Annotated in this window: 12 protein-coding genes and 1 pseudogene; 8 read left to right on the forward strand and 5 right to left on the reverse strand. The window is 69.6% G+C overall.

Annotated elements, in window-relative coordinates; translation table 11 throughout:
• Positions 1–38 precede the first annotated feature (38 nt).
• The 5 genes from O9Y01_RS16470 to O9Y01_RS16490 all read left to right on the forward strand — a co-directional run bounded on the left by O9Y01_RS16470 (position 39) and on the right by O9Y01_RS16490 (position 6,313).
• A complete protein-coding gene (locus tag O9Y01_RS16470; RefSeq protein ID WP_269632693.1) occupies positions 39–1,271 on the forward strand; it encodes a glycosyltransferase family 4 protein in 1,233 nt (410 codons plus the stop codon).
• Between the two features lie 96 nt (positions 1,272–1,367).
• Positions 1,368–2,534 (forward strand): glycosyltransferase, encoded by a 1,167-nt coding sequence (locus O9Y01_RS16475; protein WP_269632694.1) that lies wholly within the window; start codon positions 1,368–1,370, stop codon positions 2,532–2,534.
• Positions 2,531–2,749, forward strand: a complete 219-nt coding sequence (locus O9Y01_RS16480) for a hypothetical protein (protein ID WP_269632695.1) — start codon at positions 2,531–2,533, stop codon at positions 2,747–2,749. Before O9Y01_RS16475 ends, O9Y01_RS16480 begins: the two co-directional genes overlap by 4 nt.
• Entirely contained in the window at positions 2,742–4,055 is a 1,314-nt protein-coding gene (locus O9Y01_RS16485; RefSeq protein WP_269632696.1) for a putative O-glycosylation ligase, exosortase A system-associated, read from the forward strand. The genes O9Y01_RS16480 and O9Y01_RS16485 overlap by 8 nt, the downstream gene beginning before the upstream one ends.
• Positions 4,056–4,075: 20 nt before the next feature.
• Positions 4,076–6,313 carry a polysaccharide deacetylase family protein gene (locus O9Y01_RS16490; protein WP_269632697.1) on the forward strand — a complete coding sequence of 746 codons (2,238 nt, stop codon included), beginning with the start codon at positions 4,076–4,078 and terminating at the stop codon, positions 6,311–6,313.
• A 61-nt stretch (positions 6,314–6,374) separates the two neighbouring features.
• Here the strand turns inward: O9Y01_RS16490 and O9Y01_RS16495 are convergent, their stop codons facing one another.
• Positions 6,375–7,688 carry a chondroitinase-B domain-containing protein gene (locus O9Y01_RS16495; RefSeq protein WP_269632698.1) on the reverse strand — a complete coding sequence of 438 codons (1,314 nt, stop codon included), beginning with the start codon at positions 7,686–7,688 and terminating at the stop codon, positions 6,375–6,377.
• Between the two features lie 48 nt (positions 7,689–7,736).
• On the opposite strand from O9Y01_RS16495, the gene O9Y01_RS16500 reads away from it, so the two are divergent.
• Positions 7,737–8,804 carry a GNAT family N-acetyltransferase gene (locus tag O9Y01_RS16500; RefSeq protein ID WP_269632699.1) on the forward strand — a complete coding sequence of 356 codons (1,068 nt, stop codon included), beginning with the start codon at positions 7,737–7,739 and terminating at the stop codon, positions 8,802–8,804.
• 19 nt (positions 8,805–8,823) lie between these two features.
• On the opposite strand, the gene O9Y01_RS16505 is transcribed toward O9Y01_RS16500, so the two are convergent.
• The 4 genes and pseudogenes from O9Y01_RS16505 to O9Y01_RS16520 form a co-directional block, all read right to left on the reverse strand.
• The gene (locus O9Y01_RS16505) at positions 8,824–9,177 is read right to left on the reverse strand and encodes an FKBP-type peptidyl-prolyl cis-trans isomerase (RefSeq protein ID WP_269632884.1); all 354 of its coding nucleotides are present in this window, start codon (positions 9,175–9,177) and stop codon (positions 8,824–8,826) included.
• A 24-nt stretch (positions 9,178–9,201) separates the two neighbouring features.
• Positions 9,202–9,546 (reverse strand): annotated as a pseudogene (locus O9Y01_RS16510) (FKBP-type peptidyl-prolyl cis-trans isomerase); the annotation flags it as partial.
• Between the two features lie 37 nt (positions 9,547–9,583).
• Complete coding sequence (gene gluQRS / locus O9Y01_RS16515; protein ID WP_332108756.1) at positions 9,584–10,519, reverse strand: tRNA glutamyl-Q(34) synthetase GluQRS; 936 nt, start codon at positions 10,517–10,519, stop codon at positions 9,584–9,586.
• Complete coding sequence (locus O9Y01_RS16520) at positions 10,516–11,427, reverse strand: LysR family transcriptional regulator (protein ID WP_269632886.1); 912 nt, start codon at positions 11,425–11,427, stop codon at positions 10,516–10,518. The genes gluQRS and O9Y01_RS16520 overlap by 4 nt, the downstream gene beginning before the upstream one ends.
• A gap of 188 nt (positions 11,428–11,615) precedes the next feature.
• Between O9Y01_RS16520 and O9Y01_RS16525 the strand changes: the two genes are divergently transcribed.
• Both O9Y01_RS16525 and O9Y01_RS16530 read left to right on the forward strand, forming a co-directional pair.
• Positions 11,616–12,353: a pirin family protein gene (locus O9Y01_RS16525; protein WP_269632700.1), complete on the forward strand. Its 738-nt coding sequence runs from the start codon at positions 11,616–11,618 to the stop codon at positions 12,351–12,353.
• Between the two features lie 63 nt (positions 12,354–12,416).
• Positions 12,417–13,136 carry a DUF599 domain-containing protein gene (locus tag O9Y01_RS16530; RefSeq protein ID WP_269632701.1) on the forward strand — a complete coding sequence of 240 codons (720 nt, stop codon included), beginning with the start codon at positions 12,417–12,419 and terminating at the stop codon, positions 13,134–13,136.
• Positions 13,137–13,146: the final 10 nt, after the last annotated feature.

Consider the following 13,146-nt stretch of genomic DNA (forward strand, 5'->3'; position numbering starts at 1 on the left):
GTATCTCCCCCCGGCTTCGCCTCCTCGCACCTGCCCGCATGGACCGTCCCATCCGCACCCTGCTGTTTTCCACGCTGTATCCCAGCCCCAGCCGCCCGGGGCATGGCATCTTCGTGGAGACCCGCCTGCGCGAGCTGCTGAAGGCGGGCAAGGTGCAGGCCAAGGTGCTGGCGCCGGTGCCCTGGTTTCCCTCCTCGAATCCGCGCTGGGGGGCCTGGGCCAAGATGGCGGCCACGCCACGCCAGGCCGTGCACAACGGCATCGAGGTCCGCTATCCGCGCTACCTGCTGCCGCCCAAGGTGGGCATGAATGTGGCTCCGCACCTGCTGGCCCTGCGCTCGGCCCTGGCCATCCGTCAGTGGATGAAGGAGGGGCTGGCATTCGATGTCATCGACGCCCACTACTACTACCCCGATGGCGTGGCTGCTGCCTGGCTGGCCCGGTACTTCGACAAGCCGCTGACCATCACCGCTCGCGGCTCGGACCTCAATCTGTTCCCGACGTTCCCCTGGCCGCGCAAGCTGATCCAGGGCGCCGCGCGGCAGGCGGACGCCTCCATCGGCGTCTGTGCCGACCTGATGGAACGCCTGCATGAGCTGGGCGAGCCGCGCGACAAGCTCCATGTGTTCCGCAACGGCGTGGACCTGCAGCGCTTCCGGCCCCTGGACCAGGCACAAATGCGCCAGGAGCTGGGCCTGGAGGGCGGGCCGCTGATGCTGTCGGTGGGGCACCTGGTGCCGCTCAAGGGGCATGACCTGTGCGTCGAGGCCCTGGCCCGGCTGCTGCCGCAGTTCCCGCAGGCTCGGCTGGTCATCATCGGGGAGGGCGCGGACCGGCCGCGTATCGAGGCCACCATCCAGCGCCTGGGTCTGCAGGACAAGGTCCGCATGACCGGGGCCCTGCCCAATGCCGAGCTGCTGCGCTGGTACAGCGCCGCGGACATGCTGCTGCTGGCCTCCAGCCGTGAAGGCTGGGCCAATGTGCTGCTGGAAGCCATGGCCTGCGGTGCGCCCGTGGTGGCCACGCCGGTGGGCGGCTCGCCCGAGGTGGTGCAGAACGACGTCGCCGGGCGCCTGGTCGCCTCGCGCGATGGCGAGGGCATCGCGGCGGCCGTGGCCTCCCTGTGGCAATCCCACCCCGGGCGCGAGGCCGTCCGCCGCTATGCTGAGGACTTTTCCTGGGATGCCACCAGCGAGCAGCAGTACCAGCTGTTCCACCGGCTGGTGGAGGCCCATGCGGCCAGATCCTCTGCACGGAGCACCCCATCATGATCATGATTGCGCCCGGCCGCCGCGCCGGCCTCTCCTGATGCTGCCCTCCACATCGACCCCGGCCCTGGCCATGCCCCCGGCTTTTCTGCCCTGTTCATGAAGACTGACGCCCGCCTGCACGTCATGCACCTGCTCTACCGTTTCTCAAGCGGTGGGCTGGAGAATGTCGTCACCCAGCTGATCAACGGCCTGCCGCGGGACCGTTTTCGCCACACCCTGGTGGCCCTGACCGAGGTCGACCCCGTCTACCGCGCGCGCATCGAGACGCCAGACGTGCAATGCCTGGCCCTGAACAAGCAGCCCGGCGGTCCGCTGCCGTACTGGCCGCAGGCCTGGCGTCTCTTCCGGGAGCAGGCACCCGACGTCCTGCACAGCTGCAACCTGGCCGCGATGGACTTCCTCCCCATGGCCGCGCTGGCGCGCATTCCGCGGCGCATCCACGCCGAGCATGGCTGGGACGTCAGCGACCCTGGTGGCAGCAATCTGAGGAACCGTCGCAACCGGCGGATCATGGCGCCCTTCGCCCAGGACTTCATCGCCGTCTCCGAGCAGGTGCGTGACTACCTGCGCGACATCATCCGCGTGCCCGCCCCGCGCATCCAGCTGATCACCAATGGCGTGGACACCGAGCGCTTCCGCCCGCCGCAGTCCGGCGAGGCCTGGCCCGAGGGCTTGCCCTTCCGCGCCGGCGAGCATCTGCTGATCGGCACGGTCGGGCGCCTGGACCCCGTCAAGGACCAGGCCCGGCTGATCGAGGCCTTCGCCCAGCTGCAGACCATGGATGACGAGGCCTGCCGCCGGGCCCGCCTGGTCCTGGTGGGCGAGGGCCCGCTGCGGCAGGCCCTGGGAGAGCGGGTGGCACAGCGCGGTCTGCAGGACCGGGTCTGCTTCGCCGGCCAGCGCCAGGACGTGCCCGCCGTGCTGCGGGCCCTGGACGTCTTCGTGCTGAATTCCCTGACCGAGGGCACCTCCTGCGCGCTGCAGGAGGCGCTGGCCACGGGCATGGCCATTGTGGCGAGCACCGTGGGCGGCAATGCCGCCGTGCTGGGCGAGGGAACGGCCGGCCATCTGGTGCCGCCCTCGGACACAATGGCGCTGGCGCAGGCGTTGAGGCAGGCCCTGGCACAGCGCCTGGACCCCGCCGCCCGCCTGGCCCAGCAGGAGGCCGCGCGCTCGCGGGCCCTGAGTGCCTACTCGCTGCAGGCCATGCTGGCCCGCTACGAGACCCTGTTTGCCAGCCGGAAAGGGCAGGTCGTGCAATGAAGGAGTATCTGGTCATCTTCGCCCAGCTGCTTTGCGTGGGCTGGCTGCTGCGCACCATGTCCAAGGCGCGAGGCAAGCTGGACGAGGAAGAACTGGGCTGGTTCGACATCCGCTTGGGCGGCAAGGCGCCCAAGCCGCCGAAGTCCAACCGCAAGCCGCCGCCGGCTCCCAAGGTCGCGGCCTGGCCCGACGAGGGGAGGGGGCCGCGTGCGTGACATCATCACCCTGATCTTCATGCTGGGGCTGGCGCCCCTGGTGATCCGCAGCGCCTTCGCCTCCCTGCTCATGTGGTCCTGGGCCAATCTGGCGGCCCTGGGCTTCTACATGTTCGGCTTCATGGCCGGCGTGCCCTACGTGATGATCTTTGCGGTCTCGACGCTGGTGCTGATGCTGACGCAGCGCAAGCAGATCGTCGGGCGCTGGGAGCTGGGCGGGCCGCAGATCCTGTTCCTGATGTTTTCGCTGCATGCGCTGTTCGTGGCCAGCCTGGCCTATGGAGGCATCGAGCGGAACTGGGAAATCGCCACCAATCTGCTGAAGAACATCCTGCTGTGCCTGCTGATGCCCCTGCTGGTGGTCAACCGCACGCGCCTGGTTGCCATGGTCATCATCATGGCGCTGGGTTTGGGCGGGCATGGCGTGGTGGAGGGCCTCAAGTTCCTGGCCTCGGGGGGCGCGCACATCGTGCTGGGCAACGCCAAGCTGGGGGACAACAACCACTTCGCGCAGTCCGTGCTGCTGTCGGTGCCCCTGGCCTTCTACCTGTGGCAGTACAGCAAGACCCGACCCTGGCGCTATGCCTTGCTGGGCTTCATGTTCCTCGTGGCCATGGCGGTGATCGCCACCAAGTCGCGCGGGGGGCTGATCGGCTTCGTCTGCTTCGGCGTCTGGATGGTGCTGATGGGCCGGCAGAAGTTCAAGGGCCTGCTGATCTTCCTGGCCATCGGCCTGGCCATCTACGCCGCCGCGCCGGCGAGCTGGTTCGAGCGCATGGAGACGCTGCAGTCCGCCAACGAGGACGCGTCCTTCATGGGCCGCGTGACCGCCTGGAAGCGCGCCAGCGCCATCGCGGTGGAGAACCCCGTCTTCGGCGGCGGTTTCCGGGCGGTGCAGGCGCCGGTGATCTTCGAGCAGTTCCGCTACAAGCAGGGCTTGCTGGGCTTTGTCGAGACGCCCAATGTCAACTACCCGGCGGCCGCCCACAGCATCTACTTCGAGGTGCTGGGTGACATGGGCTTCGTCGGCCTGCTGATCTTCGTGGCTCTCATGTGGACCACCTTCGCGGCGCGCGGCGAGGTGCAGCGGCTGGTGAAGAAGTCCGGGCGGGATGACCTGCTCTGGGCCGCCGACATGGTCAATGCCCTGGCCGGCGCGATGTTCATCTTCCTGATCACCGGTGCCGCCCTGAGCGCCGCCTTCTACGACTTCCACTACATGCTGGTGGCCCTGGCGGACTGCGTGCGCCGCTATGTGCGCGAGCAGGTCAACCCCCGGAAATCCACGGCGGCGCTGCGGCCCTGAGCCCGGCCCGAGCCATGCCCATGATGCTTTCTCTCACCCGCAGGTTCGGCCGTGGCAAGCTGACCATCCTCTCCTTCCATCGACTGCCCCGCGAGGCGCAGCGGCTGGACCCGCACGAGTACAGCTTCGAGCGCTTCAAGGAACTGGTGACCGAGTTGCGGTCCTCCTTCCGCATCCTTGCCCTGACGGAGGCGGTGGATCTGCTGCGCGCCGGGCTGCTCAAGGAACCGGCCGTCGTGCTGACCTTCGATGACGGCTACAAGAGCTGGATCGATCATGTGGCCCCCTGGCTGCAGGGCCAGGGCCTGCGCGGCACCTTCTTCATCACCACGGCGCAGCTGCGCGGGCAGCCGCTGTGGAACGAGCGCATCGAGCATGCGATCCACCACCTGCCGGCAGGCCTGAAGACCCTCTCCGGCGTGCCGGGGGCCACGCCCGGGCTGGACGTCAGCAGCCGCGAAGGCCGGGTGGACGCGGTCCGGCTCGTGACCGCGGCCCTGAAGTACCAGCCCCAGGACCAGCGCCGCGAGGCCATGGCCGAGCTGGAGCGCCTGTGCGGGCCGGGCTATGCCGGCCCCAGCTGCTTTGGCAGCGAGGACCTCAAGGCCCTGCAGGCCATGGGGATGGAGATCGGTGCGCATTCGGTGAACCACCCCATCCTGTCCTGCTGCAGCGAGGAGGAAGCGGAGTACGAGATCCGCGAGAGCCGCGCCGACATCGAGGCCGTGCTGGGCCCGCTGCGCATGCCCTTTGCCTATCCCAACGGCGAGCCCGGCAAGGACTACACCAGCCGCCATGTGGAGATGGTGCGCCGAGCCGGCTACGCCTGTGGCGTGAGCACTCAGAAGGGCTATGCCACGCTGGAGAACTGCTTCCTGCAACTGCGCCGCTTCACGCCCTGGGGCGCCACGGCCAATTCGCGGGCTTTCCAGCTGCTGGGCAATCTGCTGCGTCCGCCCGAGCCTGACCTGGCACGGCCGGCTCGTCCCCATGCCGCCTTGATGGTCGCCTTCCACTTCCCGCCGCAGGCCGGCTCCAGCGGCGTGCTGCGCAGCCTCAACTTTGCCAAGATCCTGCCCGAGGCCGGTTGGGACGTGAGCCTGCTGTCGGCCAGCGCCAGCGCCTACGAGCGCACCAGCGTGGACCTGATGGCCCAGGTGCCGCCGGACATCCGCCTGGATCGTGCCCTGGCCCTGGACGTGCGGCGCGACCTCTCCATCCGCGGCAAGTATCCCGAGCTGCTGGCCATGCCCGATCGCTGGTCCAGCTGGTTCTTCGGCGGCGTGCGACGCGGCATCCGCCTGGTGCGCAGCCGCCAGGCACAGCTGGTCTGGAGCACCTATCCCATTCTCTCGGCTCACCTGATCGGTGGCATGGTGGCCCGCTGGACCAGCCGGCCCTGGATCGCCGAGTTCCGCGATCCCGTCTACCACGAGGACTGGGATGCCAGCCGCCTCAAGCGCTGGCTGCTGCCGCGCCTGGAAGGCTGGGTGGTGCGCAGCGCCACCTGCTGCGTGGTGACGACGGATGGCGCGCGCCAGCTCTTCGAGCGCCGCTATCCCGAGGCCCGCGGCCGCGTTCATGTGATCGAGAACGGCTACGACGAGGGCTCCTTCGTGGGCGCGCAGGCACAGCGTTATGACGTGGCGCCCGAGCGCCTGCTGATGCTGCACAGCGGCGCCATCTATCCCAAGGAACGCGATCCCAGCAACCTTTTCCGCGTGATGGCCCGCCTGCGCGACAGTGGCCGCATCGAGGCCTCCCGCCTGTGCGTGCGCTTCCGCGCGCCGGGCGCCGACCAGGCCATCCGCGAGCTGGCGCAGAAGTTCGGCGTGGAGGACATGGTCGACATCGCCGGGCCCGTGCCCTACCGCCAGGCCCTGCAGGAGATGATGGGCGCGGACCTGCTGCTGGTGTTCCAGGGCTCGGCCTTCAACAACCAGATCCCCGCCAAGATCTACGAGTACCTGCGGGCACTGCGTCCCATCCTGGCCCTGGTGGACTGTGCCGGCATCACCGCGCAGCGCCTGTCGCAGTTCGAGGGCGTACGCAATGTCGACGTGCTGGACGAGGCGGCCATCGAGGCGGCCCTGCTGCAGTCCTACGACGCCTTCGTGGCCGACATGGCCGCCTGCCGCCAGCCGGTGCGCACGGTGGAGGCGGTGTCGCCGACCTCGCGCCAGCATGGCGCCTGGCAGCTGGCGCAGCTGATGATCGCGGTGGACGCCCGGACCAACGACGCACCGCTGCGAGGCTGACCGAAGCCTGCCAGGCTGAGCCGGGCCCGTGACGGCCCCCACCGCGGGGGCAGGGTTCGACTCAGGGGCGGATCTTCAGCTGCGCATCCAGCGGTGCCCGGCCCAGGCCGTCGCTGCTGACGTCCTTGTTGGCGAAGGTGCGCACCGAGCCGTCACCCAGGTTGCCGATCAGCCGTGCCGCGGGGCTGGTGCCGCGCACATTGATGCCGGCGGTGTTGATCAGCACATTGCCTTCCAGCGTGATGCTGGTCGAGTGGTTGATGTCCAGGCCGGCGTCATTGCAGTTGGCCACGATGTTGGCGCGTGCGAGGCCGTTCTCGTGCTCGGTGCGGCACAGCTGGTCCCGGCAGTAGCTGGGTCCCGTCAAGCCGCCCCCGAAGGAGATGCCCAGCCGCGTGCCGCGCGAGGACACGCCCTGGACGGCGCAGACCACCAGGTTGCGCTCAATGCGCCCGCCGCTGCCGCCGCCCTTCATGAAGATGCCGTAGCTGCTGGCCCTGTCATCGGGGTGCACGAAGTGGCGCACGATGTTCTCGTCGATCACCCAGTGGCTGGCGGCCACGATGTCCACCGGATTGGCTGGTCGTGCGCTGACGCGCTCGCCCTTGTTCAGCAGGGTGTTGCGGGTCAGGTGGCCGTGGTCGGGGAACAGGCCCTTGCTGCCGTTCACCTTGACATGCGAATCGAAGTCGCTGATCACGTTGTTCTCGGCTCGGAAATGGCTGGCCTTGCCCGTCACGTGCAGGGCGTGCTCGCAGCCGGGCGGCTTGCAGTGGCCTTCGATGTCCAGGTCCTCGACATGCCAGTAGGGCTCCGTGATCTCGAACAGCGTGGCCGTTTCCGAGACCAGCACAGCGGCCCGGGCATGGGCCGCGCGCAAGGTGATGGGCTGCTCGGCCGTGCCGGCCGAGCGCGTCCACAGCGAGCGGGTGATGGGGTAGCGGCCGTCGGCCAGCTCGAGGATGTCACCGGGCCTGGCCTCCTGCAGGGCCAGCTCCAGGGCCGCCGGGCTGTCCACCGGGCGCAGTCGCCGGCCCAGCTCCTCGTCGATCCTGCCGCGCCCGGCCAGGGCCTGCTGTCTTACACTGCGGGCGCTTTCGGCCCGCGCGCCGCGGCCGTGGTCGGGGTGCTGGCTGAGGTCCACCTCGGGCTCCAGCCAGGACTGCCATCCCTGCAGCAGCGGCTGAAAGACCGTCTCCAGCTTGGGATGGCCTTCCAGGCGCTTGAGAAGGTAGCGGGCATAGTCGTTCCCGCGCTTGGATGTCCAGGGCGTGCCGCCCAGGCGGTCCAGGTCCGCATAGATCAGCTTGAACGAGACAATGAGCACGAGCAGCAGCAGGGCCGCAGCAATGAGGGGCAGTCGTCGGACTTTCATGGACATGGGCATTGACTCGGGCGGGGCGGATCGAGCCCCGATTCTCTGATGTCCCTGTTCCAGACGCCGCCCTGGTTTCGCCTCATGGCCTCCCGCGGTCTGGGGGGGCAGGGTGAGCCCGTGTTGTTCAGTGCCGAAGCCGGGGCCGGCCGGCGTCTCTCGCTGTGGCTGTGTCGGCATGAGCGCCCCGTCGCGCCAGCCGGTGCGCGGCTGACCGCCCTGGGCAACTTCTACAGCCCGCGCTTCGGACCCTTGCTCGAGCCGGCCTCACCCGCCTGGGAGTCAGCAGAGGCTGCGCAGGCCGCGAGAAGCATCGGCCTGCAGCTGCGCTGCGACGCCGATGGCGCGGTGCTCAGCCTGCAGCCCCTGCAGGCCGGCAGCGCCGAGCTGAAGCTGCTCCAGGGCGGGCTGACCGCCGCAGGCTATCGCACGGATTGCTACCACTGCTTCGAGAACTGGGTGCTGCCCTGCGCGGGCCTGCGCTTCGAGCCCTACTGGGCCGCGCGCTCCTCCCGGCTGCGCAATACCGAGCGGCGCGCCCGCAAGCGCCTGCAGGCCGAGCATGGGCTCAGCATCGAGATCGTGCGAACGGCAGGGCCCGCGCTGGACCGCGCGCTTCAGGACTTCGAGTCGGTCTACCAGGACAGCTGGAAGCAGGGCGAGGTCCGCCCCGACTTCATCCGCGAGCTGGTGCAGCTGCTGGCTGCCGACGGGCGCCTGCGCCTGGGCGTGCTGCGCCTGCAGGGCGTGGCGCAGGCGGCACAGCTTTGGTGGGTGCATGAGGGGGTGGCCAGCATCTACAAGCTGGCCTACCGCGACAGCGCCGCAAAGCTGGGCGTGGGCACCGTGCTGTCTGCCAGCCTGTTCCAGGACACGCTGGACAGTGGCGAGGTGCACCTCATCGACTACCTCAACGGCTCCGAGCCCTACAAGCAGGACTGGGTCAGCGAGCGCCGCGAGTTTCTGGGCCTGGTGGCCTTCGACCTGCGCCGCCCGGCGGCCTGGATGCCGGCCTTGCGGCACTTCGGCGGCCGCTGGATCAAGGGCCTGCTGAAAAGGCTGCGCCCGCACAAGGCGGGCGCAGAAGCGGTCGACAGGGCCCAGGACGAGGCCTGAGCCGGGTTCAGCAGAGGCCTCAGACGGCCAGCAGCTCCACCTCGAACAGCAGCGTGGCATTGGGCGGGATCACGCCGCCTGCGCCGTAGGGGCCATAGCCCAGGTCCGAGGGGATCACCAGCATGCGCTTGCCGCCGACCTTCATGCCCTGAACGCCTTCGTCCCAGCCCTTGATGACCTGGCCGGCATCCAGGTGGAACTTGAAGGGGTCGTTGCGGTCCTTGCTGGAATCGAACTTCTTGCCGCGCTGGCCGTTCTTGTAGAGCCAGCCGGTGTAGTGCACGGTGACGCGCTTGCCCGAGACGGCTTCGGCGCCGTCACCCACGGTCACGTCCTCGAACTGCAGGCCGCTGGCGGTGGTCTGCAGGGTCAGCGCGAGGGGCTCGGAACCGCCGGACACGCCCAGCAGCTCCACCTCGAACATCAGCGTGGCATTGGGCGGGATCACGCCGCCGGCGCCGCGGGCGCCATAGCCCAGCTGCGCGGGGATCACCAGCACGCGGGTGCCGCCGATCTTCATGCCCTGCACGCCTTCGTCCCAGCCCTTGATGACCATGCCGCCGTCGAGCTCGAACTCGAAGGGCTGGCCGCGGTCCTTGCTGGAGTCGAACTTGGCGCCCTTGACGCCGTCCTTGTACAGCCAGCCGGTGTAGTGCACGCGCACGTCCTGGCCGGACTTGGCCTCGGCGCCGTCGCCGACCTGGGTGTCTTCGTACTGCAGGCCGGTGGAGGTGGTGATCATGGATAAAGCCTCGTGGGGAAAAACGCGAATCCCGGGATCATGCCATCAAAGACGGGCGGCGCAGGTCCTGGCTCGCCCACGCGCGCACCGCGGCGGCGAGCCAGTCGGCCATCGTCGAGCCGGGCAGGGCGGGCAGGCCCAGCGCGGCGCCGGCTTGCTGCAGGGTGGCCAGCGGCTCGCCCAGGTCCAGCGGCCGGGCGCCGTTCTGCTTGGAGAGCTTCTCGCCATTGGCGCCCAGCACCAGCGGCGTGTGCAGGTAGCGCAGGGCGGGGAGGCCCAGCAGCTGCTGGAGGCGGATCTGGCGCGGGGTGTTGTCCGCCAGGTCCTCGCCGCGGACGACGTCGGTGATGCCCTGCTCGGCATCGTCCACCACGACGCAGAGCTGGTAGGCCCACAGCCCGTCCGCCCGGCGCAGCACGAAGTCGCCCACGGCCTCGGTGAGGTTCTGCCGCTGGGCGCCCAGCCGGCGGTCCTGCCAGGACAGGGTCAGGTCTTGCGCCCCCGCCAGATCGGCGGTGCTCAACAGCCGCCAGGCGCGGGCCTGTGCGGAGGACAGCCGGCGATGCCGGCAGGTGCCGGGATAGACCAGCTCGCCGTGCCGGGGCTTCTGCTGCGCCTGCGCGGCCAGGGCGTCGGCGATGGACTTGCGCGTGCAGTCGCAGCCATAGGCCCAGCCGGCATCGACCAGGCGCAGCAGGGCCGCCGCGTACAGGGGCTCGCGCCGCGACTGCCAGACGGGCGGCTCGTCGGGCACCAGGCCCAGGGTCTGGAGCTGGCCCAGGATGGCCTGGTCCGCGCCGCGGACGCAGCGGCCCTGGTCGTGGTCCTCGATGCGCACCAGCCAGCGGCCACCGTGGGCGCGGGCGTCCAGCCAGCTGGCCAGCGCGGCGACCAGGGAGCCGGCATGCAGCAAGCCGGTGGGCGAGGGGGCGAAGCGGCCGCGGTAGGGGAGGCCGCTCAGGGCCTGATTCACAGCAGCAGGCCCTCGTGCTGCTCGAGCAGCGCGCCGCGCGTGACCGGGCTGCGCAGCTGTTGCAGCCACCAGGCCAGGGCACGGGCCGGCGGATGGCCGGCCCGCCAGGCGTAGTTCAGCGAGACCGGCGGGCGGACCTGGGCATAGGGCTTGTGCACCAGACGGCCGGCCTCGACATGCCGCCGCACCATGGAGCGGGGCAGGGAGCCGCAACCCAGGCCGCGCAGCAGGGCCTCCAGCTTGGCGGCCATGGAGGGCATGGTCAGCACCTCCTGGCCGGGCATCACGCCCACCGTCATGGGCAGCAGCTGGCGGGCCGTGTCGGCCACGGCGATGATGCGGTGCTGGGCGATGGTGCCCGGGTCCAGGGCGCCCTCATGCGTGGCCAGCGGGTGGTGGGGGGCCACGACGAAGATCATCTCCATCTCGCCCAGGGGCTCGCAATGGAAGCTGCTGCCGGGCGGCTGGGTGGTGGTGCCGATGGCCAGGTCGGCCTGGCCCGAGCTCAGCGCCTCCCAGGTGCCGGCCAGCACCTCGGTGCGCAGCTTCAGCCGGGTGGGCGGCGGCTTGCCGTCCTCGCGCAGCTGGAAGAAGGCTTCCATCAGGTCGTAGACCGCGCGGCGGGCGATGGCGTCGTCGATGGCCACCGTCAAAGTGCTTTCCCAGCCCGTGGCCACGCGGCGCACGCGGTTGGCCACGGCGTCCATCTCCTGCAGCAGGCGGCGGCCCTCGGCCAGCAACTCCTGGCCCGCGGCGGTCAGCACGGCCTGGCGCGAGCTGCGGTCGAAGAGCAGCACGTCCAGCGCCTCTTCCAGCTGGCGCACGCTGTAGGTGAGGGCGGAGGGCACCTTGCCCATCTCGCGGGCGGCTGCCGCGAAGCTGCCGGTGCGGGCGATGCTGTCCATCATGGAGAGCGCCTCGGGCGTCAGCACCCGCCGGCTGGTCTGGTGGGCCTCCAGCGACAGCGTGCTGATGGCGTAGGGGCTGGCGGGATCTTTGTGCGGCATGCCTTCATCTTATTTGAACGATGGCTTCAAGCGCGCTCGACCCCGGCGGAGGCAGGGATCCCTACAGTGAGTGCAGGAGAAATCGCACCATGTCCCAGACCCAGCTGATCCGTTCCTGCGACCGAGGCTATGCCGACCACGGCTGGCTGAAGAGCTTCCACAGCTTTTCCTTTGCCGACTACTACGACCCGTCCCGCATGGGCTTCGGCGCCCTGCGCGTGATCAACGAGGACCGCATCGCCCCCGGCACCGGCTTCGGTACCCATGGCCACCGGGACATGGAGATCATCAGCTACGTGCTGGACGGCGAGCTGGCGCACCGCGACAGCATGGGCAATGGCGATGCCGGTGCCGCCAACGCCGGCGTGATCCGCCCGGGTGACGTGCAGCGCATGAGCGCCGGCACCGGCGTGCTGCACAGCGAGTTCAACCATGCCAAGGACCGGGCCACCCATTTCCTGCAGATCTGGATCCAGCCCAACCAGCGCGGTGTGGCGCCGGGCTATGAGCAGAAGCACATCGAGGTGCAGCGCAAGCGTGGCCGGCTGGCCCTGATCGCCGCCCCCGCGGGCGAAGCCAGCGCCGCGGACGCCGTGATGATCCACGCCAATGCGCGGGTCTATGCCGGGCTGTTCGATGGCGCCGAAACCGAGACATTGCCCCTGCCCGCAGGCCGCCTGGCCTATGTGCACCTGATCCGCGGCAAGCTCAGCGTCAATGGCCAGCGCCTGGCCACCGGTGACGCCCTGCAGCTCCAGGACGTGGCCCAGCTGCAGCTCGCCGAGGGCGAGGATGCCGAAGTGCTGGTCTTCGATCTGGCGCCCTGAAGCTCGCGTTCCGATGAGGCCGGGGGCCTGCGCCCGCGCGTGGGCCCTCGCTACACTGGCGTGATGCAAAAGCTGTTCTCGCACCTGGGCCTGCTGCCGCTGGCCGACTGGCTGGCACTCGTGGGTTTCTTCGTGGCCTGGGTGGGCTACGCCCAGTTCGCCCGCCACCGGGCGCAGCAGAAGGGCTCGCTGCTGGCCATCACCAACCAGGTTCGGCGCCGCTGGATGATGCAGGTCACCTACCGCGAGGTGCGGGTGATCGATGGCGTGGTGGTGCAGAGCCTGGCCTCCAGCCCCTCCTTCTTTGCCTCCACCACCATCCTGATCCTGGGCGGCCTGCTGGCGGCCCTGGGCGCCAGCGACAAGGCCAGCGAGCTGGTCAAGGAACTGCCCTTCGCGGCCAGCACCAGCAACCTGGTGTTCGACCTGAAGCTGGTGTTGCTGACGGCCATCTTCATCTACGCCTTCTTCCGCTTCACCTGGAGCATGCGCCAGTACACCTTCGGCGCGCTGCTGGTGGCTTCGGCGCCAGAGTCGGAGCAGTACCTCGCCGAAGGCCTGGACCGCACCGCCTTTGCCGACCGCGCCGGCCGCGTGGTGGGCATGGCCGCCGAGACCTTCAACGATGGCCTGCGGGCCTACTACCTGGCCTTTGCCGCCATCGCCTGGTTCTTCTCGCCCTGGGCCATGCTGGCCGCGACGGTGGGCGTGATCTACATCCTCTACCAGCGCGAGTTCCACTCCGAGGTGCTGGACGTGCTGCGCGAGGCAGTCCGGCACTGAGCCGGTCAGG

It is taken from the genome of Pelomonas sp. BJYL3, assembly GCF_027257975.1.
GTDB lineage: Bacteria > Pseudomonadota > Gammaproteobacteria > Burkholderiales > Burkholderiaceae_C > Roseateles_B > Roseateles_B flavus.